General features: G+C 52.0%; 37 protein-coding genes and 1 tRNA gene. All 38 read right to left on the bottom strand.

Features of this window, described 5'->3' with window-relative positions; genetic code table 11:
• Positions 1-40 precede the first annotated feature (40 nt).
• The 38 genes from SK36_RS05135 to SK36_RS04950 all read right to left on the bottom strand — a co-directional run bounded on the left by SK36_RS05135 (position 41) and on the right by SK36_RS04950 (position 24,327).
• Positions 41-406 carry a hypothetical protein gene (locus tag SK36_RS05135; protein ID WP_048220958.1) on the bottom strand — a complete coding sequence of 122 codons (366 nt, stop codon included), beginning with the start codon at positions 404-406 and terminating at the stop codon, positions 41-43.
• Positions 406-1,107: a Gp138 family membrane-puncturing spike protein gene (locus tag SK36_RS05130; protein WP_331456563.1), complete on the bottom strand. Its 702-nt coding sequence runs from the start codon at positions 1,105-1,107 to the stop codon at positions 406-408. Before SK36_RS05130 ends, SK36_RS05135 begins: the two co-directional genes overlap by 1 nt.
• A complete protein-coding gene (locus tag SK36_RS05125; protein ID WP_048220956.1) occupies positions 1,104-1,958 on the bottom strand; it encodes a hypothetical protein in 855 nt (284 codons plus the stop codon). Before SK36_RS05125 ends, SK36_RS05130 begins: the two co-directional genes overlap by 4 nt.
• Positions 1,955-2,260, bottom strand: coding sequence for a phage baseplate plug family protein (locus SK36_RS05120; protein WP_048220955.1), 306 nt, complete (start codon positions 2,258-2,260; stop codon positions 1,955-1,957). Before SK36_RS05120 ends, SK36_RS05125 begins: the two co-directional genes overlap by 4 nt.
• Positions 2,260-3,063, bottom strand: a complete 804-nt coding sequence (locus tag SK36_RS05115) for a hypothetical protein (protein WP_048220954.1) — start codon at positions 3,061-3,063, stop codon at positions 2,260-2,262. Before SK36_RS05115 ends, SK36_RS05120 begins: the two co-directional genes overlap by 1 nt.
• Before the next feature lies 1 nt (position 3,064).
• The gene (locus SK36_RS23080; protein WP_053069223.1) at positions 3,065-4,828 is read right to left on the bottom strand and encodes a hypothetical protein; all 1,764 of its coding nucleotides are present in this window, start codon (positions 4,826-4,828) and stop codon (positions 3,065-3,067) included.
• Complete coding sequence (locus SK36_RS05105) at positions 4,828-4,986, bottom strand: transglycosylase (RefSeq protein WP_390888249.1); 159 nt, start codon at positions 4,984-4,986, stop codon at positions 4,828-4,830. Before SK36_RS05105 ends, SK36_RS23080 begins: the two co-directional genes overlap by 1 nt.
• A gap of 53 nt (positions 4,987-5,039) precedes the next feature.
• A complete protein-coding gene (locus SK36_RS05100; RefSeq protein WP_048220951.1) occupies positions 5,040-5,444 on the bottom strand; it encodes a hypothetical protein in 405 nt (134 codons plus the stop codon).
• Between the two features lie 8 nt (positions 5,445-5,452).
• Positions 5,453-5,893, bottom strand: coding sequence for a phage tail fiber protein (locus SK36_RS05095; RefSeq protein ID WP_231593072.1), 441 nt, complete (start codon positions 5,891-5,893; stop codon positions 5,453-5,455).
• Positions 5,894-7,372: a DUF3383 domain-containing protein gene (locus SK36_RS05090; RefSeq protein ID WP_048220950.1), complete on the bottom strand. Its 1,479-nt coding sequence runs from the start codon at positions 7,370-7,372 to the stop codon at positions 5,894-5,896. It lies immediately after the preceding gene.
• Positions 7,373-7,924, bottom strand: coding sequence for a phage neck terminator protein (locus SK36_RS05085; protein ID WP_231593071.1), 552 nt, complete (start codon positions 7,922-7,924; stop codon positions 7,373-7,375).
• A complete protein-coding gene (locus tag SK36_RS05080; protein WP_048220948.1) occupies positions 7,921-8,289 on the bottom strand; it encodes a hypothetical protein in 369 nt (122 codons plus the stop codon). The genes SK36_RS05085 and SK36_RS05080 overlap by 4 nt, the downstream gene beginning before the upstream one ends.
• Complete coding sequence (locus tag SK36_RS05075) at positions 8,286-8,738, bottom strand: hypothetical protein (protein ID WP_048220946.1); 453 nt, start codon at positions 8,736-8,738, stop codon at positions 8,286-8,288. The genes SK36_RS05080 and SK36_RS05075 overlap by 4 nt, the downstream gene beginning before the upstream one ends.
• 2 nt (positions 8,739-8,740) lie before the next feature.
• Complete coding sequence (locus SK36_RS05070; RefSeq protein ID WP_048220943.1) at positions 8,741-9,184, bottom strand: DUF4054 domain-containing protein; 444 nt, start codon at positions 9,182-9,184, stop codon at positions 8,741-8,743.
• Between the two features lie 2 nt (positions 9,185-9,186).
• Positions 9,187-9,528 carry a hypothetical protein gene (locus SK36_RS05065; RefSeq protein ID WP_048220941.1) on the bottom strand — a complete coding sequence of 114 codons (342 nt, stop codon included), beginning with the start codon at positions 9,526-9,528 and terminating at the stop codon, positions 9,187-9,189.
• Positions 9,529-9,531: 3 nt separating this feature from the next.
• Positions 9,532-10,569 carry a hypothetical protein gene (locus tag SK36_RS05060; RefSeq protein ID WP_048220938.1) on the bottom strand — a complete coding sequence of 346 codons (1,038 nt, stop codon included), beginning with the start codon at positions 10,567-10,569 and terminating at the stop codon, positions 9,532-9,534.
• The gene (locus tag SK36_RS05055; protein WP_048220936.1) at positions 10,569-11,051 is read right to left on the bottom strand and encodes a structural cement protein Gp24; all 483 of its coding nucleotides are present in this window, start codon (positions 11,049-11,051) and stop codon (positions 10,569-10,571) included. Before SK36_RS05055 ends, SK36_RS05060 begins: the two co-directional genes overlap by 1 nt.
• Before the next feature lies 1 nt (position 11,052).
• Positions 11,053-12,255, bottom strand: coding sequence for a DUF2213 domain-containing protein (locus tag SK36_RS05050; RefSeq protein ID WP_048220934.1), 1,203 nt, complete (start codon positions 12,253-12,255; stop codon positions 11,053-11,055).
• A gap of 12 nt (positions 12,256-12,267) precedes the next feature.
• The gene (locus SK36_RS05045; protein WP_048220932.1) at positions 12,268-12,957 is read right to left on the bottom strand and encodes a phage head morphogenesis protein; all 690 of its coding nucleotides are present in this window, start codon (positions 12,955-12,957) and stop codon (positions 12,268-12,270) included.
• Positions 12,958-13,009: 52 nt separating this feature from the next.
• Entirely contained in the window at positions 13,010-14,461 is a 1,452-nt protein-coding gene (locus SK36_RS05040) for a DUF1073 domain-containing protein (RefSeq protein WP_048222570.1), read from the bottom strand.
• 69 nt (positions 14,462-14,530) lie between these two features.
• Complete coding sequence (gene terL / locus SK36_RS05035; protein ID WP_048220929.1) at positions 14,531-16,207, bottom strand: phage terminase large subunit; 1,677 nt, start codon at positions 16,205-16,207, stop codon at positions 14,531-14,533.
• Between the two features lies 1 nt (position 16,208).
• Positions 16,209-16,694 (bottom strand): DUF2280 domain-containing protein, encoded by a 486-nt coding sequence (locus SK36_RS05030; protein WP_048220927.1) that lies wholly within the window; start codon positions 16,692-16,694, stop codon positions 16,209-16,211.
• A gap of 31 nt (positions 16,695-16,725) precedes the next feature.
• Positions 16,726-17,382 carry a putative metallopeptidase gene (locus SK36_RS05025; RefSeq protein ID WP_048220925.1) on the bottom strand — a complete coding sequence of 219 codons (657 nt, stop codon included), beginning with the start codon at positions 17,380-17,382 and terminating at the stop codon, positions 16,726-16,728.
• A 183-nt stretch (positions 17,383-17,565) separates the two neighbouring features.
• On the bottom strand, positions 17,566-17,787 hold the full coding sequence (locus SK36_RS05015) for a head fiber protein (RefSeq protein WP_082138861.1): 222 nt from the start codon (positions 17,785-17,787) through the stop codon (positions 17,566-17,568).
• A 296-nt stretch (positions 17,788-18,083) separates the two neighbouring features.
• On the bottom strand, positions 18,084-18,290 hold the full coding sequence (locus SK36_RS05010) for a hypothetical protein (protein WP_048220922.1): 207 nt from the start codon (positions 18,288-18,290) through the stop codon (positions 18,084-18,086).
• Complete coding sequence (locus SK36_RS24585) at positions 18,265-18,882, bottom strand: Rha family transcriptional regulator (RefSeq protein WP_156184453.1); 618 nt, start codon at positions 18,880-18,882, stop codon at positions 18,265-18,267. Before SK36_RS24585 ends, SK36_RS05010 begins: the two co-directional genes overlap by 26 nt.
• A gap of 214 nt (positions 18,883-19,096) precedes the next feature.
• A complete protein-coding gene (locus SK36_RS24290; RefSeq protein ID WP_048220921.1) occupies positions 19,097-19,558 on the bottom strand; it encodes a lysis protein in 462 nt (153 codons plus the stop codon).
• Positions 19,555-20,034 (bottom strand): glycoside hydrolase family 24 protein, encoded by a 480-nt coding sequence (locus SK36_RS04995; protein ID WP_048222565.1) that lies wholly within the window; start codon positions 20,032-20,034, stop codon positions 19,555-19,557. Before SK36_RS04995 ends, SK36_RS24290 begins: the two co-directional genes overlap by 4 nt.
• Positions 20,021-20,341 (bottom strand): phage holin, lambda family, encoded by a 321-nt coding sequence (locus SK36_RS04990; RefSeq protein WP_048220920.1) that lies wholly within the window; start codon positions 20,339-20,341, stop codon positions 20,021-20,023. Before SK36_RS04990 ends, SK36_RS04995 begins: the two co-directional genes overlap by 14 nt.
• A 179-nt stretch (positions 20,342-20,520) precedes the next feature.
• Positions 20,521-20,595 (bottom strand) — tRNA-Asn (locus SK36_RS04985).
• A 193-nt stretch (positions 20,596-20,788) separates the two neighbouring features.
• Positions 20,789-21,412, bottom strand: a complete 624-nt coding sequence (locus SK36_RS04980) for a hypothetical protein (protein ID WP_048220919.1) — start codon at positions 21,410-21,412, stop codon at positions 20,789-20,791.
• Positions 21,409-21,522 (bottom strand): hypothetical protein, encoded by a 114-nt coding sequence (locus SK36_RS24950; RefSeq protein WP_231593070.1) that lies wholly within the window; start codon positions 21,520-21,522, stop codon positions 21,409-21,411. Before SK36_RS24950 ends, SK36_RS04980 begins: the two co-directional genes overlap by 4 nt.
• Positions 21,519-21,902, bottom strand: a complete 384-nt coding sequence (locus tag SK36_RS04975) for a hypothetical protein (protein ID WP_048220918.1) — start codon at positions 21,900-21,902, stop codon at positions 21,519-21,521. Before SK36_RS04975 ends, SK36_RS24950 begins: the two co-directional genes overlap by 4 nt.
• Positions 21,899-22,261 (bottom strand): crossover junction endodeoxyribonuclease RusA, encoded by a 363-nt coding sequence (gene rusA, locus SK36_RS04970; protein ID WP_048220917.1) that lies wholly within the window; start codon positions 22,259-22,261, stop codon positions 21,899-21,901. The genes SK36_RS04975 and rusA overlap by 4 nt, the downstream gene beginning before the upstream one ends.
• The gene (locus SK36_RS04965; protein ID WP_048220916.1) at positions 22,258-22,548 is read right to left on the bottom strand and encodes a DUF1364 domain-containing protein; all 291 of its coding nucleotides are present in this window, start codon (positions 22,546-22,548) and stop codon (positions 22,258-22,260) included. Before SK36_RS04965 ends, rusA begins: the two co-directional genes overlap by 4 nt.
• Complete coding sequence (locus tag SK36_RS04960; RefSeq protein WP_048220915.1) at positions 22,548-23,003, bottom strand: YbcN family protein; 456 nt, start codon at positions 23,001-23,003, stop codon at positions 22,548-22,550. Before SK36_RS04960 ends, SK36_RS04965 begins: the two co-directional genes overlap by 1 nt.
• A gap of 206 nt (positions 23,004-23,209) precedes the next feature.
• Complete coding sequence (locus SK36_RS24945) at positions 23,210-24,094, bottom strand: hypothetical protein (RefSeq protein WP_053069222.1); 885 nt, start codon at positions 24,092-24,094, stop codon at positions 23,210-23,212.
• A complete protein-coding gene (locus SK36_RS04950; protein WP_044701701.1) occupies positions 24,091-24,327 on the bottom strand; it encodes a hypothetical protein in 237 nt (78 codons plus the stop codon). Before SK36_RS04950 ends, SK36_RS24945 begins: the two co-directional genes overlap by 4 nt.

The following is a 24,327-nucleotide window of genomic DNA, read 5'->3' as shown; positions in this document are numbered from 1 at the left end:
AAAAAACCCGCTGCGGCGGGTTTCTTTGGATTAGCGGATGCTAATTTGAGATATATTTCTCTGGGTTCTGCTTGCAGTCGTTTATATATCCACTTCTGTAAGCATTCGCGAATGAGTCATCTCCCTGATAACGAATCGCGAATTGCATTGAAGATTGGTTGTTTTCTGCCATCCGTATCATCCTTTCCGTCTCTTCATGGCTGATTCCTTGCCATTTACCAGAATCAAAGGCCTCATCTTCGTAATGCGATCTGACTTGCCCAGAAAGAGAATTGGCTGCCATCTGGACAGAAACGTTGTATCTCATGCTTTGGTAACAAATATCTTCCAATTTATCACCTTGGGCCAGGGCCAGAGGTGAGGACATAAGAGCAACCCATGACAATACAAATATTATGCTTTTCATCACTGCGGTCCCTGTGTGGTTGAACTCCCAGATTCTACACCACCATGTCGGTGAGAGGAGAGGTGAATGCCGTTGCCAGTGACCTCTCCAGTTGCAGTAATTGATCCACCGAACGTTGCATCTCCGGCATAGCTTCCTGAGCCCTGCGTAAGCTGTCCGTTCGCCTCAATGATTGGAGCATTGAGAGATATTTTCTCATCGGCATTAACGACGACTGCATTCCCGTTCACCTGAACGACCAGAGGGGAAACTATGTCGATCCCATCATTGGCGAACTTCACATACTGGCTTGGCTCTGCATTCAGCACTCCGCCGAGATAAATGGCATCAGAATAACTGTGTGTCCTGTTTGAGCCAGGTAGCGCGGCGTCTTTTGTTGCTTTTACTGCCGTGATGTCTCGGTCGCAGATTGCGATCAGGCCAATATCACCCTCTACAGGTGGCATAATTACGGCGCTTGCCCCACGCTGTAGCCTCCATACCGGAACACCGCTAATCACGCCGGAAGGAATGCGATCGCCGCCACCGGTGAAACCGTCGACCATTGGCTTAACTGATACCACCTCTCCGCTGTCATTGACGGCAGTCACCAGGGCGAGAGTGATGAACGCTTTGCCCATGAGAAACTGATGCATCAGGAACTGCTGCGCGTTTGCTTCTGACGATGTGTCCTGCGGGCGGTTAGTGAATAAATTCATCATTGCCTCACAGTAAGCTGACCAATAGACGCCCAGACGATGGTTGACCAAGGACCGCCCTCGGTCCAGGTCGACAGGTGGTGTACCGCTGACTGTACCGTGTAAACACCGCTGCCATTTGGCAATGACGTTTCCAGTTGAATCTTGCGCCCTCTCAATATCAGATCGCTGTACTGGCACTGTAAGTTAATGCCGTAGTTGCTGAACACTGGATACCCTATGAGCCCGTGCTGAGGAGAAATAAGGGGGATGGTGTCGTCAATACTTCCGCCCTGCGGCCAGATGTAGATAGCGCCAAGCCGGAAGTCTATCTCGATCCCTGCAGCGTGGGCGCACTGTTGAATCTGGGAGATTGGATTCCCTTCAAAGTACGGATTTTCAAGCTTCGCCAGTACACCATTGTTAACGACGGTATAGCCGATGCTCGCGGCGATCGTGGTGATGATTTCGTTGACGCTGGCAACACCCTCTTTTGAGAATGGCGCGGCGGTAATCGACTGGTCAAAACCGGTTGAAAACGCGCTGATAATCAGCGGCGCATCCGGCATCTGGTTAAGATCCGCGAAACAGTTTGTTATCGACCCAAAGAACACCGGGCGGTCATCGGCCCATACCTTCATCATGTTCTGCTTGGCACCATTCAACTGGATGCCCTTATAACTGAGCAGAGCCATGTTATCGATACTCAGTCCATACACGCGAGCCTCAAGCGTGGTGCCGGTGATTCCGCCATACGCCCCGATCTCAATTTCCGCCTTAATGTTGTCTATGGTGAGGATGTTGTTGCCAGATTCGTCAAACTCTCCGTCTTTTAGCGTGAACTCAAATTTAAGCGCTCTCTTTTTGTACGTCATGTCGCCATCTCTTCTGCTGTGGCGTAGAAGAGCTTGAATCGCGTTCCTAGCTCATCGTAAACCGGGTCAAGGCTTCCTTTTGTGTCGGCAAAGAAAAGCTCACCACTGAACTTCAGGTAGGGGTATCGGACAATCTTGTTGCAGTTCAGGCAGAGAACGCCCTGCGCTATCCAGAGATTATCAACTCCAATGTCCATGAACAGGCCGGTGGACCGCTGCACGATACGCAGCGTTACTGACTGCCCTGCGAGGTTTACGCTCACTTCCTGCGCCTTTAAAGGCTTGAGGGATATGTTCTGCATCAGGATAACCCCGCAACCAGCTCATCAACCGTCGTAGCGAGGTTGTTTATTGCAGATGTAGCCGCCCCATTAATGGCGCTCGTAGCACCTGATGTTGCGCTGCTCACCGCATTACTTACCGATGTCGCTACAGTGGTAGATGCGCTTGATACCGACTCTTTCAGGCCGGTTAGCGCGCCCTTCACGTCTTCAAGCGTGGAGTTTGTCGCGGTTGAGTTCGCCTTTTCCGTCACTGTACTGGCAGCCTTGCTCGTGGCATTGGCCGTTGTGTTGCTATTGGCGGTAGTGCTGGTCAGTGTGACCTCCGCCTCTTCCAGCACGGACTGGAAAATAGCCTCAACGGTGAGAAGGGTCACATCGCGATCTGATGTCCGGTAGTTATAACGGACAAGGTCATAATCCTCATACGTCGTATCCGGCGTCTCAATGTCGTAAACCTGCGCATCCGCAACCATCGCATCCAGCGCCGCCAGCATGTCCGATCGGCTGGTAAGGGTGAAGTTGGTAAGGTTTGGGATGCTTCCACTAAACCCGGTCCACCCTTCAAGCGTGAAAAGAACGCGAATAACCGGCGGCCGCTTTACCTTGTTGAATGAGCTGTACGAACCCTTCTCGATCGGCGCGGACACAACTGAGGCATCCGCACCGTACTCAATACCCAGAAATGAAGAAGGTGACAGCGCTCTCAATCCCGACTTGAGATAAATTCCGTAACCGGGTGAGAGAGTGCTGTTGATGATCGAGAAGATATTGCCGCTGTTTATCGCGCTGAGTAGCGTTGTTTCGTTCAGTGAAAAAGCCATGTTAACCCTGCCCTGTCATTGCCGGTGTCACCAGGCGGTTTCTCTGAAGGTTTCTCTGGATGTCCATGCCAAGCGCATTGGCGTTACCCGCAGATGTCTGCATGTCGATTTTGCCAATACTGATGGTTGTCTGGCTGCCTGATTGAGCAGGAGCGTTACGCGCGGCTGATGAGCCGGCACCTAACTGAATGCCGCCCATGATATCGGACGAGCTGATGTAGCCTTTCCCGTTCTCATGGTCGACGATCCCCTTCATCAGTTTTGCGATGGTGGTGGTGTCTCCGGCATCAATAGCCTCATTAGCCCCCTTTCCGGTTGCCTTTGAGAGGGCTGACACGTACGCATCGACGTTGTTCCCATCGGATGCTGGGGCGTATGTTTTGACGATGGATGAAAGGGTATTCACCCCTTTCTTGAAGTAAATCTGTAGCTGCTTATAGAGAGCCGCTACTCCATGCTCCATCGACTCGAACACAGCAAACCGGCCGCCTTGACCTCCTTCCTTCGTGGCCCCTGCCTGATTTGCAAAGTTGAGGTTGCCAGGGTTGTTATTCCTGATTCCTCGCGGGGCAGATTTGGGAGAAATCCAGCCGCCTTTGCTGTCATCGTAGCTCCATCCGGCCTGAAGCTTTTCCATGTCAGTTTTCGGGACGTTGCTACCAACTCCACCAATCGAGGAAAGCTCCTCTGTGGTGTTAGGGGTGTTGTTCGCGGGGACTAGCATCAGTAGCCAGGGGTTTTTAGCAACAATGCCAACGAGGTTTGCCGCAAGACCACCGAGAGAGCCACCAACGCTAGCTATCGCGCCAACCATCCCAAGCGCCCACTTGCCCACAACAAAGGCCAGCAGAATCTCTAACGCGTTCTCCAGGCCGCCGACTGCATCGACAACCTTGTTGATTTCATCCGCGGAATCAGAGAAGAACTTTTCGATTTCTGGGCCATGACTGGCAATCCAGTCTCCGAACTTGGCGATGAGCGGTATGATCCTTTCGACATAGGGGATCATGGCCTCGTAAAGCACCTGAGATGCAGCGGCAAAGTTTTGCTTCATCTCCTCAAGGCGGCGGTTGAACTCCAGCGCCTTTTTGGTGGCTTCGTCAGTCGCTTTGGAAATCTTGGCGAACCGGTCGGCGTCCTGAACCAGACTACCATTAGCCAGGCCTTGCTGGGTCGCATTGTCGAATCCGAACATACCGCCGAATCTTCGCTGCGCATCTTTGCTTAATTTGCCCCAGTTGGCGGCAATCTTACGCATGATCGCTTCGGAGTTATCGTTCTGATAATCGAAGTTCGCGCCGGTAGCACCACCGAAAGCAGCAAGCGCACCGAAAAGCGGATCATCCTGTCCGCCGCCGGTCCTGATTTGAGTGAGCACTTTCTGAAATGAACCCAGAGTGCCAGCCATTTTCTCAGCACTGGAACCAGCAGCGGTCGCCGCTCTTTCCCATCCATCAAGAGACTTGGCAGAGATGTCCAGCGCACGGGACTCAATGCCGAGCCGCATCAGATCCGATGTCATGGATGTGATGAATGTCTTGATACCCTGCGCTGACAGGGTTACGCCTACAAGCGCCAGCAACTCAGTGCGAATTGACCCAAAGAAAGAGGCCGCCCTTTTACCGGCAGCCTCCATATCTTTTGCGGTCTGGTCCGCGTTCTTTCTGGTATCGTTCAGGCCCTTCTTAACCTCATCCTGACCTTTTTTAAATCCGGATGGGTCGAGGCCGAGGGTAACGACCAGTGAATCAATAATCGTCGCCATCAGCCACTCTCCTGCGCCCTGTTGATGACCATCTGGTTGTAATTATCCACGGTGTTAATTTCCAGCAAACGCCACAAATCCTCTGTTCCGTAGACAGTGTCCAGTTCATAGAGGGTCGCAAGCTTTGAGGAGACGATGGTTGCGATCGTGCTTGGCACGTTTTCATAATTTACCAACCCGGCAACATCACTCCCCATTACTGGCGGGATGTCTAACCTGCGACGGTGGCGAAAAAATCAACGTGAAGCTTGAACACCTCGCTACGTAGCTTCAGTCGAGTCACCACTTCTTCGGTGTCGTCATCGATTAATCCGCGCTTAATGCTCTGGTTGGTTGGGTCTGGCACAAACTGGATGCACTTCATCAGCTCATCCAGTAAAGGCCGTGCCTCGTCTGGAGAAATCTGAGCCACCATTTCGAGGCCGACTTTTGCCATGCCTGCCATGCCCATATCTGAAAAGTTATCCGGAAGATTAACGCCGTTCTTAGCCATCGCCAGTCCTGCGCGGATAGCCCACCATTCAGCCTGTGAAGCAGCCATTTCGCGAATGAAGAACACCTTGCCCTGGTCACGGCCTTTATCCTCGACGGTGTAGTAAATTTCTTTACGTGCCATATGATCCCTTATGCGTTGTAGTCTTCTGGAGTAATGCTTTCCCAGTTGATCTGGAAGGTCATCGCCTGAAGTACGCGCTGCGCGTCAGGAATAGCCTTAACGCGCTGCAGGATGCCGTTAGTGAGCGTGAATTTTCGGCTGATTGCCGGGAGGATGATTGTCGCGTTGCAGCGGAAGATAGCCTTCGACGTCAGCGAGGTTAGCTGCCAGGTCTCAAACATATCCCGCGATGGGCTGTCAGGCATGATGGTAATCGTCTGGAGATACTCACCAAACACGAACCCGCCGGAAAGCTTACCGTCGGCACCACGAACCCCTACGGCCATCTCTGTATCGCCCAGCGCAAACATCGCGTCAGCAGCGTAGCCCTCAAGAGTCTGCGCACTGGGAAACAGGTTGGTAACGGTGAGGGCAAAGATTGCATCAGCGCTTGTAATAGTGTTCGACATTTATTGCACCTCAATGCTGGCGAGAGTTATTTTCTGCACGCAACCGCCGTCGCAGTACCAGAGGGTCATACTTGGGCTTGTGCGCTCCTGACGCTGGGTAGGCGTCGCGTCTGCGATATACAGGTAGTAGCCTTTCGCGATCAGAGATGAAGAGATATCCGCTCCGACTGCATTCTGAATCTCAGAAATCTGAGAGCTTGAAAGGTTAACGCCTGTACGGATGCCGCCAAACGTAATGCCCTGATTCAGGGTGTCAGCGAATGAAGCCTCGATGATTGCCTTGCCGCGCGCGTTATATGGAATGCTGCGGTTGGACTGGAACAGCTCTATCGCATCCTGCATCAGGTTGGCGTTCAGCCAAATCTGGAAGCAGAAGGAGTCGAACCATTTGAAGTCGCCGGTTACGGTGCCATCGGCCCAGTAGCGCGTGTCATAGTTGTTAGCCGTGTACGCGCCGTAGAAGTTGTACCCATTGGCGATCAGAGCATCGTAGTTCGCTGACGTGGTAACTTCCGGCAGCAGTCCGCCAAGAGAGCGGAATTTAAACGGCACACGCCCTTCCTGACGGTCAAAGTCGAGAGAGGCAGCATAGCCGAGAGCGTTAGCCGCATGACTTTGGTTGCCGTATGCCGGAATAGCGTTCGAGTAGTCGTACGTTGTAATGATTTTGTATGCCAGGGTATCCGTTGAACCAGATACCAGCGCCGACTCTTCCAGGGTGAATGGCACGTAGCCGAATCGATAATTCTGCCCGTTAACCCATGCAGAGAACGCCAGCGCCTGTTCTTCATCCGGCGTGAAAGAGGTAGTGAAGATGGCCCAGTTCTGCGAGGCATCCAGCACAGCCTGCATTGCTTCGGTAACTACCGCAGCATCCGCACCTTGTGACAGTGATGCGCCGGTAGCAACAGTCAGCTTCAGACCTGCCGACAAAGTGCCGGTGGCGTATGTGATGGTGCTGGCATCGCCTGCTGTTGCAGAGGTGATGATGAAACGCTTCTGCGTGGTGTCGAACTCAACGGTTACGCTGGATCCGATGCCGGTTTCAATCAGGTCTGCAGCCTGCGCAAAGCTAGTTGCGGTGCTCAGATCGATACTGGCTGAAGTGTGCGATGTCCCATCAACTGACAGGGTCAGAACACCACTCAGCAGCTTGAGCTGGTCAAGCGTAACAGCAGCCATTGAACCTGAGCGAAGCCATGCCGCCGCCGGATCAGGGTTGAACCGGGCAAACAACAGTGCGCCAGGTGTTTTGGTAGAATTGTCATAGCCCTGGAAATAAATCTCGGACATGCTGAACTCAGGAGACGCGCTGCCAAAGTAGGCTGCTACATCTTCTTTGGTGGTAAACGAAATTACCGTACCTACCGGAGCATAACCGCTGTCGGTAAGGATAAGGCCATTCAGATCAAGCGCTGAACCGCCCGCAGGCAAAACGCCAGGGTTAATCTGGATATCTTTGCGTAATGGGATTGCCATTTATGCACTCTCCGGTGGGTATTTTAAATCTGCGGCAATTACGCCGACTGTGATACTGTCCATAAAGTCCTGTCGCGTTGACACGGTCGGGTTGTACTGACCGATAAATTCCAGCGTCCAGCGGCTTTCGTATTGTTGCTCGCCGTTAATCATCGTCGTCTGATGAGGGTCTGAGCAGTAAAGAGGGGATAGCTTTCCGCCACTTTGGCGAAACCATTCACAGGCAAAGTCTGAGCGGATCAGCGTACCGATGATTGCAGCGTTATCAGCCGCGCTCTCTCCGTAGCAGTCAATCTGACAAGGCCATTGAGTACTGCGCTGGTTATGCTGGATGCCGTCGCCATACACGCCGTTATCGACATAATTTACGCGGTTTGTTGATAGCCCAATCTGCTTCATCGGCGTCATGATGACAAAGTCACCGAGTGGCATTGCGGTCAGGTTTTGCTGACCATCAAGCACGTTATCGATGCTCAGACCGGTTATCTCCATCAGAAACGCCTGGAGCGGAATTAGCAGGTCCAGTTCTTTGATATCGAGGGTCGGCGTCATGATGACCTCTGGAGATTTATGATCACCCGACACCAGTCAGGCCAAAGCTCTGGGACTTTCACAACCAGCCACTTCTCAGTGCCAATCATCAGAATGTCACCACCCTTTTGCTCGGGCCGGTTCACGCCGTTGAAATTTCCGTTCAGATAAGCGCTGCGCAGGATTCCCTGAATGTTGACGGAATCCACTTGCCGCAGGTCTGTAGATGAAAGCTCCTGCAACTGCACCGTCACATCAACGCTGTTAAATGACGGAACTCTCTTCCCGCCGGGGAGCGTGGTGAAGCCGGTGTTAACCTGGAATACTCCAGTAACATTCGGGTTGATGGTGCTTGTAAGGCTGTTTGCAATGCCGCGCAGGTTCATACGCCATCCTTAATGTCGTAGTCGACGCTGTTTAGCATGTGTGATGTCTCGATAAGAGGCTTTGAGAATCCCTTTTTGGCGATGGTAACCGGGGATAAAGCTGGCTCCATAAGGTCACGAATAGAGCCCTGCAACTGCCCTTTGATGTGCTCCCCCATCATTCCAAGCATCGTGTCGGCATCATACCCAGTGGCTTGTGCAATCTTTGCCATATCTCTGGGCCATGCTGGCGAGTTATCGGCGATCATGTTTCTGAAAAATGGGCGCGCCGGTCGGTTCATAGCAGGGTCACCGAACTCGTTAGCAGCGGCCACCATCGGAACGGATGTACCATCAGGATATGTTGCCCCTTCAAGAAACCCGACCCTCAGTGTTTTTCCATCGCCAATTTTCTCGGCAAGCTCAGCTAATTTCGCCTCTAGCGCAGATCCCCCACTGAAAGTTGTCATGGTTATCTCCGCCAGTTAGCGCGCCGGTAATAATGGCCAGGGTAATTGGATGGCGAAGCGCCGGGAACGTAGCTAGCGGTTCTGTATGCTGCTGTTGCCTGCCAGTAAGCAGCCCCATAAGGAGTTTGCAGGTACCACCACGAAGCGCCGCTTGATGGAACTTCGCCAAGTGATACGGATACAGAACCTTCTGATGCGCTCGCTACGCGCCCAACCAACCCGGATGGTGCTTTCCCATTCACACCTGAATTCAGTGCGGCAAGGTGAGCAACCAGCATGTTGAGGTAGACGGCCCTGATAACAGGATCCGTCACAACACTGCAATCCGTGTTATCAAGGTAAACCGTTGCCTCAACAAAATACGCATTCAGCAACGAGTCACTTACGGTGTCGAACTCCGGGTAACGTTCGCGGAATGCGGCAATATCAAAGACAACGATAGCCATGATTAACCCTTAGCCTTCATGGCCTCTTTGTCTTTCTCGATTCCCGGTGCTGGTTTATCCTGAGGCAAACCTTCGAGGCCAGATTTAACATCCTCGTTTTCTGCTGCCTTAGCCTGGGCGCTTGCTGCTTTGGCCTGAGCAAAGACCAGTTCTTTCTTCACGTATGGCTGGTCTTTATGCACCTCCAACCATTTGTCAAAAGCGTCTTTATCGACGCCTTCGGTCAGTCCATAACCACCAACAACGATTGCTGAATTTGAACCGTTAAGGGTGACTGCATAGCCATCCACTTCAACAACCAGACCATTAGGGAGTTTGCACCCCACGACGATTTTCTCTGACATCAATTACACTCCTAGCATTGAAGCAATGCCCAGCGGCTGGCGAATGATCGCGCCCCAGGTACCGCCAGATTTTTTCTGTTTCCATGAAGACTCTTCGACCACAACAGCGTGGGCGCGCATCTTCTCGGTGAATGCTGCGTACGCCGTGTCCTGCTCACCAAGACGGTCGGCGATCAGCTGAACCATCTCACCTGCATCAGTGGAGTATTCAACAGCTGTTTCTACGCGCAGGTTAGGGAAGTTCTTCTTCAGCAGATCGGACACGTTCACGTTGTACATGTTGGTCTTGGTCAGGTTGACTTCCGCAGTTGGCGACATTGCCAGTGTCATTGAGTCAGTGCGTTCAATCAGGCCTTTGGTCTGAGAAACCAGCTGAGCATACAGCTTGCCAGCGATATCGTCGTAAACAGCCTGGCCGTCTTTGCTGTCCCAGGTGATTGCCCCGCCAGTGCCAGTTGCGCCCGGAGTAACTGGTGCAGACAGAGACGGATCATTCAGCAGCCCGTAGTTAGCCAGGCCATCGATGCCGAAGAAGTAGGATTTGTTCTGGAACTTGTTCAGAACCAGAGCAGACGCTACGTTCAGTTCTGCGGCGTAACCGATACGCGCTGCGCCGTACATATCCAGTTCACGCTCACCCCAGCGGGTGTGGGTCTGGTAGTGGTAGGACTGACGCGCAACCCAGTTCACGTTTGCTGAGGTCATGCCGTTGTTGTTGAAGTCACCGTAAGAGCTGGTCTCACCGGTTGATTCGACGATCGGGAACTGAGAGCTCAGGGTGGTCCAGTCGCCTTTTTTGGTTTCACCGATGATTTCTGCTGCCTTCATCGGAGTGACCAGTACGCGGATCAGCTCAGGGTCAACGTAGTTTGTGAAGTATGCCGGGATACCTGCGTTGTTTTCGGTAACCATTGTTGGTTGCGCATCCATCGCCAGTTGGTAGTTCTGGGCGAAGTCAGGATTCAGGTATTCACGTGCGCCCGGCAGGATGATGCCGTATTTGCCGCTTGCGGCTGAGTAGTGCTTCTGAAATTCGCTCATTACTTGCTCCAGGTGCTGATTTTGACAAGCTCGTTAGCGTCGCAAGCGCTACCAGCAGAGAATACGGTCTCGACGTAACCGGAAATGGTTGCGCCAGCTGCACCGGTTTGTACTTGCCCGGTTGTCAGCGATGCGAAGATTTTCTGGCCGCGAGTTGCTGCGGTAGAAGTTCGAGCCCAGAAATCACCAGCAGTCACCAGGGTGACTTCGCGACCAGGCTGAATCAGCATGGACGCTTCACCCAGCCATACGGTGATTGACGCTTGACCATCGTTAAGCACAAACCCTGATGGTGCGCCGGTGCCTGCGTTAGTTGCTTTGCCGTTTACGTCCCATGCGAAACGACCTACAGTCAGGCCGCCAGTGCCAGCTACCAGGGCCGCCTCGCCAGCGAGGTATGTTGCGTGTGGGTTAGTGCTCGCAAAGCCACCTTCGACACCAGGGGCTGGGTACTGATTAATTACCTTCTGAAAACCTGCCATGTTAGAAACCTCGTTTCAGTTTGCCAGCGGTCGGGAATGCGCTCTCGAACTCGCTAATTGATGCGGAATCCTGAGCTAAAGCGGCAGGACGTGAGCTTTCTTTCTGGCTGATCGCCATTTTCACCAGTGACGGGAACGCGGACGGGTGGACGCCTTTGATGTCGACGCCGGACTGCTCAAGGGCGGTACGGTAGACATCAGCCGCTGAGTCCATCGCCACCACATCGCCAATCAGAGGGCGCACAGCCAGTTCAGCTTCACGGATTTCGCGGAAGTTCTGCGCGGCCTTTTTGGTTGCGCTGTCAGCTGCCAAGCGGATCGCAGAGTCCATAGCCGTTTTGGAGACTTTGTCGTCTTTCTTGTCATCGTCTTCGTCATTGGCTGCCTTTTCTTTGGCCTCGCGCTCCTTTTTCTCTTCCTCGGTCTCTTCGTCCTGCGCGGCTTTCTCTTTGGCCTCGCGCTCTTCCTTTTCTTCTTCGGTTTCTTCGTCTTCGGCCGGCTTGTCTTTCTTGTCTTCTTTGTCGGCTTCATCGAGAGCCAGAAGTGCTTTGCGAACTTCTGCTTCCAGATCCGCGTCTGCTGCCAGTAATGGCTTCAGCGTGGCGCGAATAGCCGCAGCTTTGCGTTTGCTCATGTGCTTTAACTCCGGTGGTAAAGAATCTGCGACCAATACGTCGCTTCCTGCGCGGCCTGTTTCGACCAGCGCTACGTGGTTCCCGATAATTTCCCGCATGATGCCGTCATAGACTTCACCATTTGGTGTCGTGCCGGGGGTCATGTCAGCGACGTATTGGTACGACGAAGACAATTCTTCCTGCTCTTCCGTCTCGATACCGGCGATAGCGGAGTTGTCCCAAACGGACAGGCCGTTAGTGAGATACGTTCCGTCAAAGTCAGCGTTCGAGTGAGTAACCCCTACGCGATATTCGCGAGGTGGGTCACCGGGGAAGTCAGGGGTATGGATTGAAAGGAGTGGGATGTTGTTGAATGTTGCTACGGCTTTCTTCAGTTCGTCAGGGTGTCGCCAGAGGTAGTAAATCTTCTCGGGGTCCAGCCCTAACTTATCAGCGCCTGGAATCTCTCGCCCGAAATAGGGGCAAACATTCGCCTTGCTGATATTGCTGACCTTTACCTGAAGCCTGCCGTTGCCATCAAACGTGCGCACGGATGCGCGGTCAAATGCCAACCGTTCAGTTGTTTTCATTGTTTATTCCGTCTAGCTAAGACCGGGTATGACTGGTGACCATGTACATCTGCAATTGATTTCCTCACCTGGCATTAACCACTTGCCATCCAGATACATTCCCTTGTCGATATCGAACTTCTTACCGTCCGCTTTCACGTGCGATGGACGAGGTTCTTTACCAGCGTGAGAGTGTCGCCAGATACCTTGCGTGATACCGAGTGACTTCTGCCGAGCCGCCTGCATGACGGAGGTGGCCTTGTTGTTCTGATCGCGAGCAATCAGCGCCGCCCGTCTCCGGGTGATGCCGTAACGCTTCTGCAATTCATCGGTGAGATATGACAGATCGCGACCGCGAGCCACAGAGCGCATCACCAGACCTTCGACTTCGGTGAAATACTTCTCCGGGATGGAGCGTATCAGTCCGACGTTTTCGGCAATGGTCGCCTGTAGTGCATTATTCATCGGCGCGGTCATTTTGAACTCAACCGTGAAGCCAGCAGTCTCCAGCGCGTTATGCAACGACACGTCAGAGTTCTTCATGGCATCGCCAGCGAACCTGTCGGCAAGCTTCTGCGCAATGTTGTCGAATGATTTCGTCCAGCGATTAGCCAGTTTTTTCATCGCTTCACGCATAAACACAGCCGGAGATGCGTCCATTGCCACCGCCGCTCCACTCGCTTTGTAGTTTGCGGTTAGCCAGTACACAACGGACTTCTGCATCTCTCGTATCTGCTTATCGAGCTGGCGTCGATACCATGCCTCAACACCTGCGTTAGGTCTGACTGGCGGTATCGTCCTCTGGGTCGATGTCTTCGCCGTCTTCTTCTTCGAGGTCGATGTCATCGCTTAGGTCCAGTGAGTGATAGGGTGATTCAGGGTCTTCGGCGATCTTCTCGCGCACCTCGTTGTTAGACAGCGCGCCAGCAGTGACATAAACAAGGTCAGTGTCGGCATCGATTTTCCGAATCTCCGCTTTCTCTTTCGCGCTCATCTCGTAGAGAGGCTCGAACTCGAAGTAGATTTCAGGGTCGATGTCGCCAAACTCGGATAGCTGAATGATGTCCAGAACGCGCTTCAGGTTGTCCTTGAACATCGACTGCTGCAGAGCGTGGATGTAGTCGTAGAAGACGCGAATCTCACCGTCTGAGGAAGCATTAAGCCCGGCAGGTGATATGCCAAGGAGCTTAACCAGAGGGATGCTTGATACTGCAGCCATCTGCTCCTGCGCCTGAGCCTGTAGCGCGTCCAACGTGCCGAGAGGTGCGTTGACGAACTCCACCGTCTCCGCCTGTGTTGCGTCGTTATCCTTCGCAAACACCCCACGGTTATCACGGCACTGGTTGAACATCTGCAATCGTGCCAGAAGCGACTCAGCACCTCCCCCTTGCAGGATGGTGCTCATGTTCGTTCCGATGACCGGGATGCTGAACGAGTGGATCATGTCGCTGACGCTGTCTCGGGTGCGCAACCAGTTGTTCACGTACGGCTCGGCAATCTGTGTCAGGCTCAACCCACGGAAGTTGTAGGCCGCCTTGAGCAGGTCAGGAACCTCGCGAGAAACAAAGTCCAGCATACGGCTTGAGTTCACCGTCTTTGCCATCACAAACCATTCTGTTGGTTTGTAGAAGTCAGGACTCATCGGGTTGGCTGTGTTGTACACGCCGGGATAGGTCCAGACTGGCTCAATTACAGTGAAGCCCTTCAGGCTTCCCTGCTTAATCTTCTTGTCAGACAGGAACAGTTTGGACTGCAACTCAACATCATCAGTCCAGGCAGATACTCCGCGTGTTGACTGCACATCGATGTAAATCTGCCCTCCACCGAAATAGCCGTCATGCTCAGCTGCTTCTCTGAACTTATCGCGAACATGGAACCGGTCGAGCGCGTCGTAGAGTTGCTTAACGCGATCTGATTTATCCTCATCGCCAACAGTTTTGAGCTTGATCCACTTGCGTGTCATCTCTTCGGCGATGGTCCCGACCATTTTCCTGTATTCCGGTTTCTGCGCCAGCGTTGCAAGGTATGGATAGCCGGGGAAGCTATCAGGGTAGCCGTAGGTGTATCCTGTGTAAGCTTCGTTCAGCGTTGCGTATGGGGTTGAGTCCATAGCCAGTACGCCTTTCTCGATACTATCCGGGATAACTCCTTTTGGTGGCTTGTACTGCTTAAACTCTCTCGGCGGCTTAGCCTGAATCTCAGCGACAGCCATCGGGTTAATTTTCATCTGAACCTTTTCAGGTTCTTTCACCGGCTCAGGCGCGGCGATTTCTTTCTTCCACCATTTCCACCGCACTTAAATTCTCCTGAGTTGACTTGGGTCGATCACCATTGGCTGGCGACCGGAAATAAGGTTGTCATCAATGGCGTCCATCCATGTATCAAGGATGTCGTCATTGTCGTGGCTGTCATCAGCAGAGAACGCTGCGCACTCGGTCATTGCCGTAAGCACCCAAGATGTCGTCCCAGCGATTGTTCCGTCCTCGTAATAGGTGTGCATAATCGCCGCACCATCTTGCGTGTGCGTTGCGGGAACGTAGACCTTGCCGGTCTTTATCTGAGGGATGACGTTGAGGCATCGAACCAGTTTGTTCTGGCCTGCACCTCGGGGTATTTCTTTAACCGGTATGCTGAGTTGCCCAGGGGTTGCGCTGCGTTTCTTCAGCGTGGTAATCAACCCTTGTCCGGCCTGCTTCTCTTCGATAGCCATATGCCGCATTGGCATGATTCGCATTGAACCTTGCATGCGCCATTTCTCCCAGACCTCTTCAGCTTTCTTCAGCAGGTCTTCCGGGTCCCAGCGTCCACGCACCACATCGATGATGTAGAGATTGCCATCCACGCCCATGCCAACCAGCGTGAACACGGTGTAGTCCAGCCAGTCCTCAACCTTGCCGCTGTTGGTATCAACGTAAACGGCGCGGTGAGTCAACTTAGGAAGCGTGGTATAGGTCTGGAACCAACCGGTGTCGATAATGCCGCCGGTGAGTGCCATTGGGTTTTGCTGGTACTGAGACAGAAAGGTGTAACGGTCTTTCTCCCACAATTGCAGGAGGTCGTTCACGTCTTCCATCTGAGGCCAGTATGACCAGTATCGTGTGCCGGACACTTCTACATAATCGGTGTCTTTAACCGTCTCCCAGCACAACGAGCGCCACGGCTCAGCGAGAGACTGGATGTATTTCTCATCAATCATCGCCGGGATGGCTACGTGATGGAATTTAACGCCCATGCCGCCACCCAGCATGAAGCCGGTAGCGTCATCAGTGTGTAAGCGCTGCTGAATGCTTACAAACGGCGTTGGATGTTCTTTTGACTTATCACCACGACGTGAGCGGATGGTGTTCACCAGGAGCGTGTTAGCGCTGTTTCTGCGTGACTCGCTCAGCATATCGACTGGCTTGTTGTAGTCGTCCAGCATAACCATGCCGGAAAACTCAGGCCCGAAGTATCCGCCACGACCGCCGGTTATCTGCCCGTTACTGGAACGGGATACAGTCTGTCCGATTGAGCGACCTCGGTCGTCCTTTATCTCCCACTCTTCAGCCTGGTTGACACCAAATGAAGAAGGCCAGAATTCCTGATATTCCTTGCTGGCGATAATGTCCCTGGTTCGGCGTGAGTTACGCTTAACCAGTGTGTCAGCAAACGAGATATTCAGGTTACGGAAGCGCTTGAGCTTGCCTTCCTGTACCAGTGCATTGACATACGACGGAAGGTGGATGGAGAAGAATTCTGTTTTTGTTCCACCGGGAGGAACGTTGATAATCAAGTTACCTGGCTCTAAGCGGCGGTAAATTAGATCATCAATTTTCGAGGCCATCAGCCGATGGTGCCAGTTAACTAGTAGACGGTCACCCTGGATAATTTCGAACCATATTCTCGTATGGTTCAGGAATGACTTTGTGGATTTTGACTTAAGCACAACGCGCTCAGGAAATGTCAAATCTTCCCATTCGATTATTTCGCTCATATCAATCCAGCCCGGTTAGTTTGCCCTCTATTGCTTTATTCGCAGCAGCGTAATGTTCTGGCGTGTAATTCATCACCTCCATAGCGCCGCCGTTGGGGCCAGAGTGCTCAAATTTGTGCTTATTGGAATAGGCGTCGCCGCACTCTTTCGCTGCCTGCTCGATAATTTCCGCAGCAAGCGCGATGTTCCTCATTTTTTCGGCATTACCCATCATCCGATCAAGGACACGGAGCCTGTAAGCCTTGTTGGCAATGGGGATGTTTGAGATTTCACTCTGGAATCTCTCGCGAGTTGAATGGAATAGCTCCACCCACTTCTTACTGAGGTTGGCCGCCATGGCATTTCCGGGACTGTACTGAGAGACTTGCTGGCGCGACACTTCAACTCCAAACTCCTGCTTTACAAGCTCAATCACTTTTGTCGGTGGCTCAAAGCATGCCAAAGATTGAACGATGAAGGCTTTTACCTCTGTCGATAGTGCTGCCATTGGTTACCTCCATGACAATCTGAATAAAGCGTCAAGCTAGCTTCATTAAACAAGTCCCGCATGCCCTTGCTACATCAAGATGAGCAACTTCAGCAGGGTGATTGGCTGCATTAACCAGTATCTGAACATCATGGCTTGCGCCATATCTGCGCACTACGCCCACGAACTCTTCAACGTCATGCCCACGTATGCAAAGCTTTGGCAATCCACTTTCTCGATAAAACTTTGGCGATCCGAATTCGTCAGCTTCGTGTGCAATATGATAAAGCTCGTGCTCAATGAGAGCGCAGAAATCAAGGTCACTGCATTGCGAGCAGTAATCGGCAGCAAGGGTAATTACATAATCAGGCTGACGACCAAACCACTCATGCATTTGTTGCTCCATCCTTGCTTTCTGCCATCCTCCTGCGCGAAACATTACCTCTTCACATTGCCCGAGGACTGTTCGCCCTTTCTTGGTGAAGCCATGCGCCGCCCACAGGAAAGCAATATCAGCACATTCCAAATGAATGTGGTCAGGATTATGAATTTTTCCAGTTTCTGAAATGATGTTTTCGTAAACCCAGTCGTGAACACCTTCGGCTGGAATAAGGCGATTGTAAGGATGAAACTCTGCTAGAAAGCCATCGCCCGGTGTTGGCCTATTCTCACGGGCAAACAGCTCTTGCTTGTCAGTGAGCTTTGCCATTTGACTATCCGTTTAACATTTGATGAATGAATTTTGCTTGTGACTTTGCGAACCGAACATTCCCGCGACCTTTCGTCGTGATGCCGACAAGTTCGCCCTCCTTCTGCATGGTCACCAGGACTCCCGCATGCCTGACTTGCACAAATGACAAATCGCCATGTCGAACAGCTTCGATTATTTTCATCACATCATCCCGGCTGCTTTAAGCTTGGCTAGCAATGCGTTGAAGTCCGTTACCAGACCCGCTACATCGGTTGCCGCTGTATCAGCCTGATTGGCCATTTTCTTCACCCCGCCGATTGCGGATGTTGTTGCTGCTGGAAGCGTATAAGACTCTCCATTCACATCTTCTGGTGTAGCTACTTCTACTGGGTACCCGCCAACTGACATACATTTAGTAGGCATATGGAATAATCCTCTACAAATTTAAATACATCACCGGGGAAGCCCGAGACATGAGGGTTGTTATATCTATATAAAACTCTGTCAATGACACTTTACTGACACCATTTGCAGAACTTTATATTCGCAGCATTGCCACGCTTCCCAGAGTTGCGCCGCCACTTGCTGTAATCACAGCCATTAAGATAATGACCACCTTCCTTTCAGGTTGACCAAATCTCTGCTTCTTGTCGGGTAAGCATTATCAAGCCCACCCGCAGATGAGCTTTGTAATGAAGAACCGTTGTGAAAGTGGCTCTCTATTTTTGTTTCGACTTCTGCTTACCAGCCCATTGCTTGGCGTAGTAAAGACAATCGTCGAAGATTTTCCCCTTCCTGCTGGCCTGTGAGCAGCGCCGGTAGTGATCTAATGCCATGTCAGCGCCAGTCATTGCCGCATTCTGGTCATAACCGAGCCTTATCAGCTCGGCGGTCACGTTTTTATGGATAAATTCCTGTGGCGTCATGCTGGTTCACCATCAGGGAAATCCCCATGTCACACAACTTGAACTGAATCAGATCCTTCACAAGTTGCTCGGCTCTTTTGATTACTTTCTTTTCTTTCTTGCGGCGCGTCATCAGGGCGCTACCGGTCTGCCCATGTTCTTCGAAGGAGAATTTCTCAGCAGAAGCGACACGATTTTGCATTTCGCTGATAGCCATGTCAGCCAGCCCAGAGAAATCGAGAAGGTTGATATCCTTCCCTCCTTCAAGCTCGGTCATATGGTCAAACACCTGGGCCTGAAGTTCGTAGCTGTAGCTCATAGCTATCAAACAAGCTTCACGCTTCGGATAGTGATAAACCTGACGCGATGCCTGAGCGCCATTGCCTGCGGTATAGGTATCATCGGCTAAAAACTTAGCTGATGTTTCTCCCAGTACTTTTGGCGTTTTTGCCATGAGGTTTTTATGTGAAAGTTTGCGGTATTTCCGGCAGGGAAAAGATAACCCTTCAGCCTTTGCTTTTGATTCTCGGTCAGCATTAATGTAATCGACCATTTCAAGACTGCTCATGGTCGGAGCTTCACCAGAAGAAAGCACAGTTAACGATTTTTTCATGTCGGTATTTCCTTTGAGTGATGAACCTTGTTCGCACAGGAATACGGCCCTCAGAAGGCTCCGACAGCCAGCCGGTTCCTCAAGGGTCATCCTGAAAGGTTCTGAGTTTGTGATGCGCTGCGATGCGCGTTTTACTGCGGGCAAAAAAAGCCCCGCATTTCGCGAGGCTGATATTGCCGTTTACTGCTCTTCTATTCTTAGTGCGGGTTGTCCATCATTTCAGGCACTGCGTGTTGATGTATTCCTGCAGATAGCCGACCTGCTTCGTCACTGTGGCGATTCGCTCTCTGAGGGTGAAATAATCCCGTTGAGCGGCGTCTGTAAGTCGGGGGCCGGAAGCATCGCCCAGGCTGCCGGTGCTGGCCGTTCCGTTCGCGGGACATTTTGCGTTGATGCGCAACCCACACTTGCCATCACGAACGCAACGCTGCAAATCTTCAAGCTGCTTTTTAGCATCAGCTAAGTCCTTCGTGTATTTGGCGTCCAGAGCAGCAACATCGCGCTGCCGGGTTGTCATGTCGGTTATGGTGGCGTTAGCCAGATTCAGCGCCTGAGCTTTCTCATCGCGCTGCTTCTTGTATTCGGCGGCGTTGTCGCGGTAGTGATTAACAGCCCAGCCAAGCGACACGATGATGCAGACGACAACAGCAATGATGATTGCGGTTAACCTGCTCATGATTTTGGCTCGTTTACCGTGCCGCCAGCTTCTTTGAATTTGGCGATAAGGTTATCCGCTTTGTGCTCAAACTGACCGTATCCTGCCCCGGGTAGTGATGCCCAGATATTGCTGCAGCGATCGATGGCCTGACGGATGTCACCAGAGTCGATTAACTCAAGTGCTCGGCGTTCTTTAATCTGCTGCAATGCAACAGCATCCTGACTGGCAGGAGAGAAATCTTTCAGACCGAGTTGTTTCCGGTAGGCATCCCAGTAACGCGCCAGCAACTGATAACGACCGGCGGCGGTGGATTTAATCTTCAGACGTGGTAGGTCGACTAACTGGCGAGGATGGTCTGAGTAGTCGGAGAATAGCGCACCTCCAACAATCACATCGTAGCCGTGGTTCTTTGTCGGTTGTCGGCCATTGTCAGTGCCTTCTGACCACGCCAGCATGTCGAGGAATGCTTTCCGCTGAGGGTTAATTGCTTGCATCATCCACTCCTACCTTCTTGGCGGTGAATTTCTTGATAAGCGATCCAATTGAAGCGGTGCCGAGATAACCAATAAACACACTGCCGATATAGGCAAGGTTTGTACTCAGCCCAATGAATACGAGAATGTCTCTTACGAACCAGGCAAACATCGCGCACATCAACCCATCAATAAGCGTCTTTGATAGCGTGTCTCCGTTATAGCGGCCACGCAGATACGCCATGATGAATGCCAGAATCGCGCCAATGCCCTGCTCTTTGGCAGCTAGCAAAGCAGCGATGAAGTCTTGTTTGTAGGGCATCTTCATAGTCTCTCTCCTCGCAAGTGAAGCGGGAGCTGTGTGTTTGTAGAGAAGCGCCTCACCCATTGCGTTCAAGGAGTAAGTGGTTAGCTGTATGGATGGGCGCGAATAAAAAAGCCAGCGGCGATGCTGGCAAGATGAGGGTAGTGCGTTGAGCTTTCGCTCTTATGGTCCTGGTAGGTATTTGGCGGGACAGGAAGGATTCGAACCTTCGACCAATCGGTTAACAGCCGAACGCACAACCTCTGTGCTTCTGACCCTGAATGCAAAAAGCCCCGCATTTCTGCGAGGCTCTTAATTTTTGGTGGCTTCATCTCAAGGCATCTATCGACCCGGTGTGCGATGTTTACTTATTTCCTCACCACCGCGCTCTTTCGCCTTTGACGTCCGAGCATATACTGAATTATGCACTTCTATTTCGCGAAATCAATATATTTGGCAAATATTTTTTCATTAGGCTGCTATGAGAGCATTCTCATTCTCCATTTCACGCTTCATGGCATAAAACATTTCCGCTTCGAATACTTTCTCGCACCAGACTACCCGGCGGCGGCATTGCTGGATGTCGGCACCAGTCATGCGGCTAATTGCTGATGCGATATGTTGAGTGCAGTTGCTTTCGCAATATCGTTTAATGGCGTAATCGCGAACCGGGCTTTCCCGATGGAACAGCTTAACGATTACCTTTTCCACGAAAGCAGCATCATCTGATTCTTTGGCGAGAGCGATGATGTTGCTGGCTGATGACTGAGGAATGACCAGTTCGCGAGCTTTCTTATAGAGCTCCTCACCTCTAAGCGCCCCTCCCTCGTCGCTATAAAGCCAGTTGACCATTCTCTCTATATGCCCACCCATGTCAGGGCTCCAGGAGGTGCGAATCATCAGTCGACCAATTACATTAATAGCTCCAGCAGGAGAATCGTCGCCGCGGTTAATTCGTCCCCATACAGACATCATGTATTGCACCCATGCACGTTGCTTAGTGGTGATGGTCATCTTAGGGTGCTTCCAAACGCGGCGGAAATGCGCGTCATCGACAAAATTAACCATGGAGTAGATTGGTGTTAGCTTTCTCATGCTGCGGCTCCTAATGGCTGATTAGTTTTCTGGCTGTGTCTGGCGATAGGCGGTAGCTCAGCTCGCTTGATGCTTTCATACTGGTAACGCAGGAAGTCGGAGAAGGTCATTCCTCTACCCTCTCGTTCTGCCATAGAGGGAGCGGTGATTTTTCACCAGCGCGACGAATACGTGACTTGGCGTTCTTCTCAATCTGGATTAGCTTTTCAATGTTCTGGCGACGCTGCTTTTCTTCCCTGCGAAGGTACTTAACGCTTTCCATGTAACGAGACTCCTGGTCGCAAAGAGTCATCAGGAAGTCAAAAGGCTCAATCAGTGATTCACACCTCCGGCATCGTAGCGTCCTGTCTTTTTCGTTAACCCACACATTCGAATGCAGGCACATCACCTTCTGCCCCTCGCGCTGAATCACCAGCCCATCCTGAAGGTCATCTTTCTTTGTCGGGAACGCGACAACCTTGCCCAGCTCGATTTCAGTTTCTGTGCTCATGCGACCTCCAGTTCGGTGATGGTCAATTCTAGTCGTCCGCCTTTTACGATCGGCATTTTCACGACCCGGTAATCGACAACCTGACAGTCATCGGCCCAGAACCCGGCTTTAGTCAGCGCGTCGAATGCGGCCTTTTGCAGGTTGTCCAGGTCACGTCGGCGGAGATCTGGCATATGACATTCGATGCGAACTTTCAGCGGTGAGGTGATCCCGATATCAAGCATCTCTTCCTTAATGATTTCTGCCACTAAATCGCGGTACTTCTTCCCTTCCTCGCTGATGTGAGTACGTCCACGGTTATGCCGGTAGTAGCGGTTATTGCTTGGAGGCCATGCCAGGCTGATCCGATAAGTATTCATACTTTTACTAGCCCCTCTTTCAGCCACATAACCTGAGTACGTGCCATACCTTCCAGAGCACACTCTTTCGCGTATTCCGCATCAACCAAATGAGTGCGGCGATCAATCTCATCGTGGCACCGGCTACATGCGATAGTTGCGATCAGGTCTGGCGGCTTAATTCCGGTACCGCACAGGCCAGCAAGACGGATATGCGCAAGGATTGTTGTTTCAGAGTTGCCGTTGCATACGCCGGGAATCCGCACCTGGCATTCACGCCCACGTGCTGCTTTACGTAAATCAGCCATTACGCCTCCTGCTTATCGCGCAATTGTTGGAATTCACAACCTGATGGAATTGTCAGCGCCAGACCAAACTGGGCGCACCACGCTTCGACTTTGCACAGGAAGATGTGCATCTCTCCGGTATCGAGTTGAGACGTGTGTCGAGGTTCCCAGGTGGTTTCTTTGGTGCCGGTGATGAAGTCGGTATAGGTGACTTCCTCGCAGCCGAGGTAGGTCTTTTTGAGGTTGCGCTTAACCCACTCAGGGGTAGCGTCAGTGCGGCCGGATTTAATCAGGTATGCGCTGATTTCCTGGTACCACATGTGGGAAAGTGAGTTCTGCGACAGACTACGCTTCTCTCGCCACGCTTTGACCTGCAGGCGCAGAGGTTGGCCGAAAGCGAGTTGCTCATGAAGCATCTTGCCGATAGCTTCGAAGTTGCCGGAGTGCAGCTTGATGCCGCATTGAGGGATGTTCATACGGCCTCCCCACAGGAAACCGCAGAATGCAGAAAACCCTCAGCATTTGATAACGCTGACGGGATAAGGTAGGTCGTACTCTTTGTGTTTCGCATCTAATTTCCCAATCAGATGCAGAGGTCACAGCCGGGTGCTCAATCCGACTGTGACATAATTATAACACTAATTTTGAGAGTGGGTAATGTTGCTTGACGTTGCGTTAGCCATCACTTATCCCCTTCTGACAGCTTTTGCATAGCACCAGCGTAACGCTGCATTCCATGTTCAAGAGCTGATTTCACCTCCTGTTGCGGTGCTGCTTGGTACGCGCTACCTTCCTGTCCTGGTTCATTGCTTCCGGTGCATGCATGTCTGTGGTCATTGGCGTGCGGGCAGCGCTTATTTCCGCATTCTGGGCAGACGACAAAGCGCATATCATTCATCGTCACTGGTCGGCAAGTTCGACACCAACCATCCGGAGTTACCGGAGAGTTGCCCGCCTGAAGCATGGCGGCGCGGCACTGGTTGAACCCATGCGCCCATGCCAGAGCAACCTCCATGTTGTCTTCTGTTATTTCCTCCGGAACATCTTCCCAGCTAACTTCTTCAGGCACTGCTGGCGCTGACTGGAACGGTTTTCTTTCTTTCACCCAGGTAACTAACGCCTGGATTAACTTTTCACTCTTAGCTGATAGCATTTCATCCGATTCGGGAGCAGCTATACCAGCATTACTAAGTGCCAGTCGAAGACCGTCAGGAACTACTACCGGCGCTGGCTGCGGGACGCGATATTTATCAACGATACGCGCCAGCGAGTTGTAATTCATGAATGGAACTTCCTGGTGTCCCTTGTAAATATTGGCATTCCAGGCATGTTGATTGCCGCCAGTGACCTCTGCCACCGCTGCATTCAGTTCGTCGAACGAAACAGGATCAGCGCTATCAGCCTTGCGGCGTTCCTGTAGCTCACGCAACCAGGTTGCTAATTGAGCGTGTTGTGCCGCGCACGGGCCAAACAATGCTTCTGCGCGTTCGTCAGCATGGGCTATAGCGTCATTAAGGCTCAGGCGATCGAGTGATACAGGACCGTGCGCAGGGTGGTTAGTTGTCATGGGTTAGTCCTCACGGTTCTAAACAAGACTGATTGCTGAAAGCCGGTAAGAAACCATAGCCCATCGACTCGCTGGCTCATCTCGTACCAGTCTTCCGGGTTAAGGTCGGACACGAGGTTGTCACCACAAATACAAATATCAGGTCCGCGTTTCTCAGAATCATAAATATCACCTGGTGAAAACCACTCAGGATTAGTGGAATGAACGCACTCCATTTTGGTTACGTCAGCCAT

It is taken from the genome of Citrobacter sp. MGH106, assembly GCF_001037495.1.
Lineage (GTDB): Bacteria > Pseudomonadota > Gammaproteobacteria > Enterobacterales > Enterobacteriaceae > Citrobacter > Citrobacter murliniae.
The sequence above is the reverse complement of the archived record's forward strand: the minus strand, read 5'-3'. Positions and strand labels throughout refer to the sequence as shown.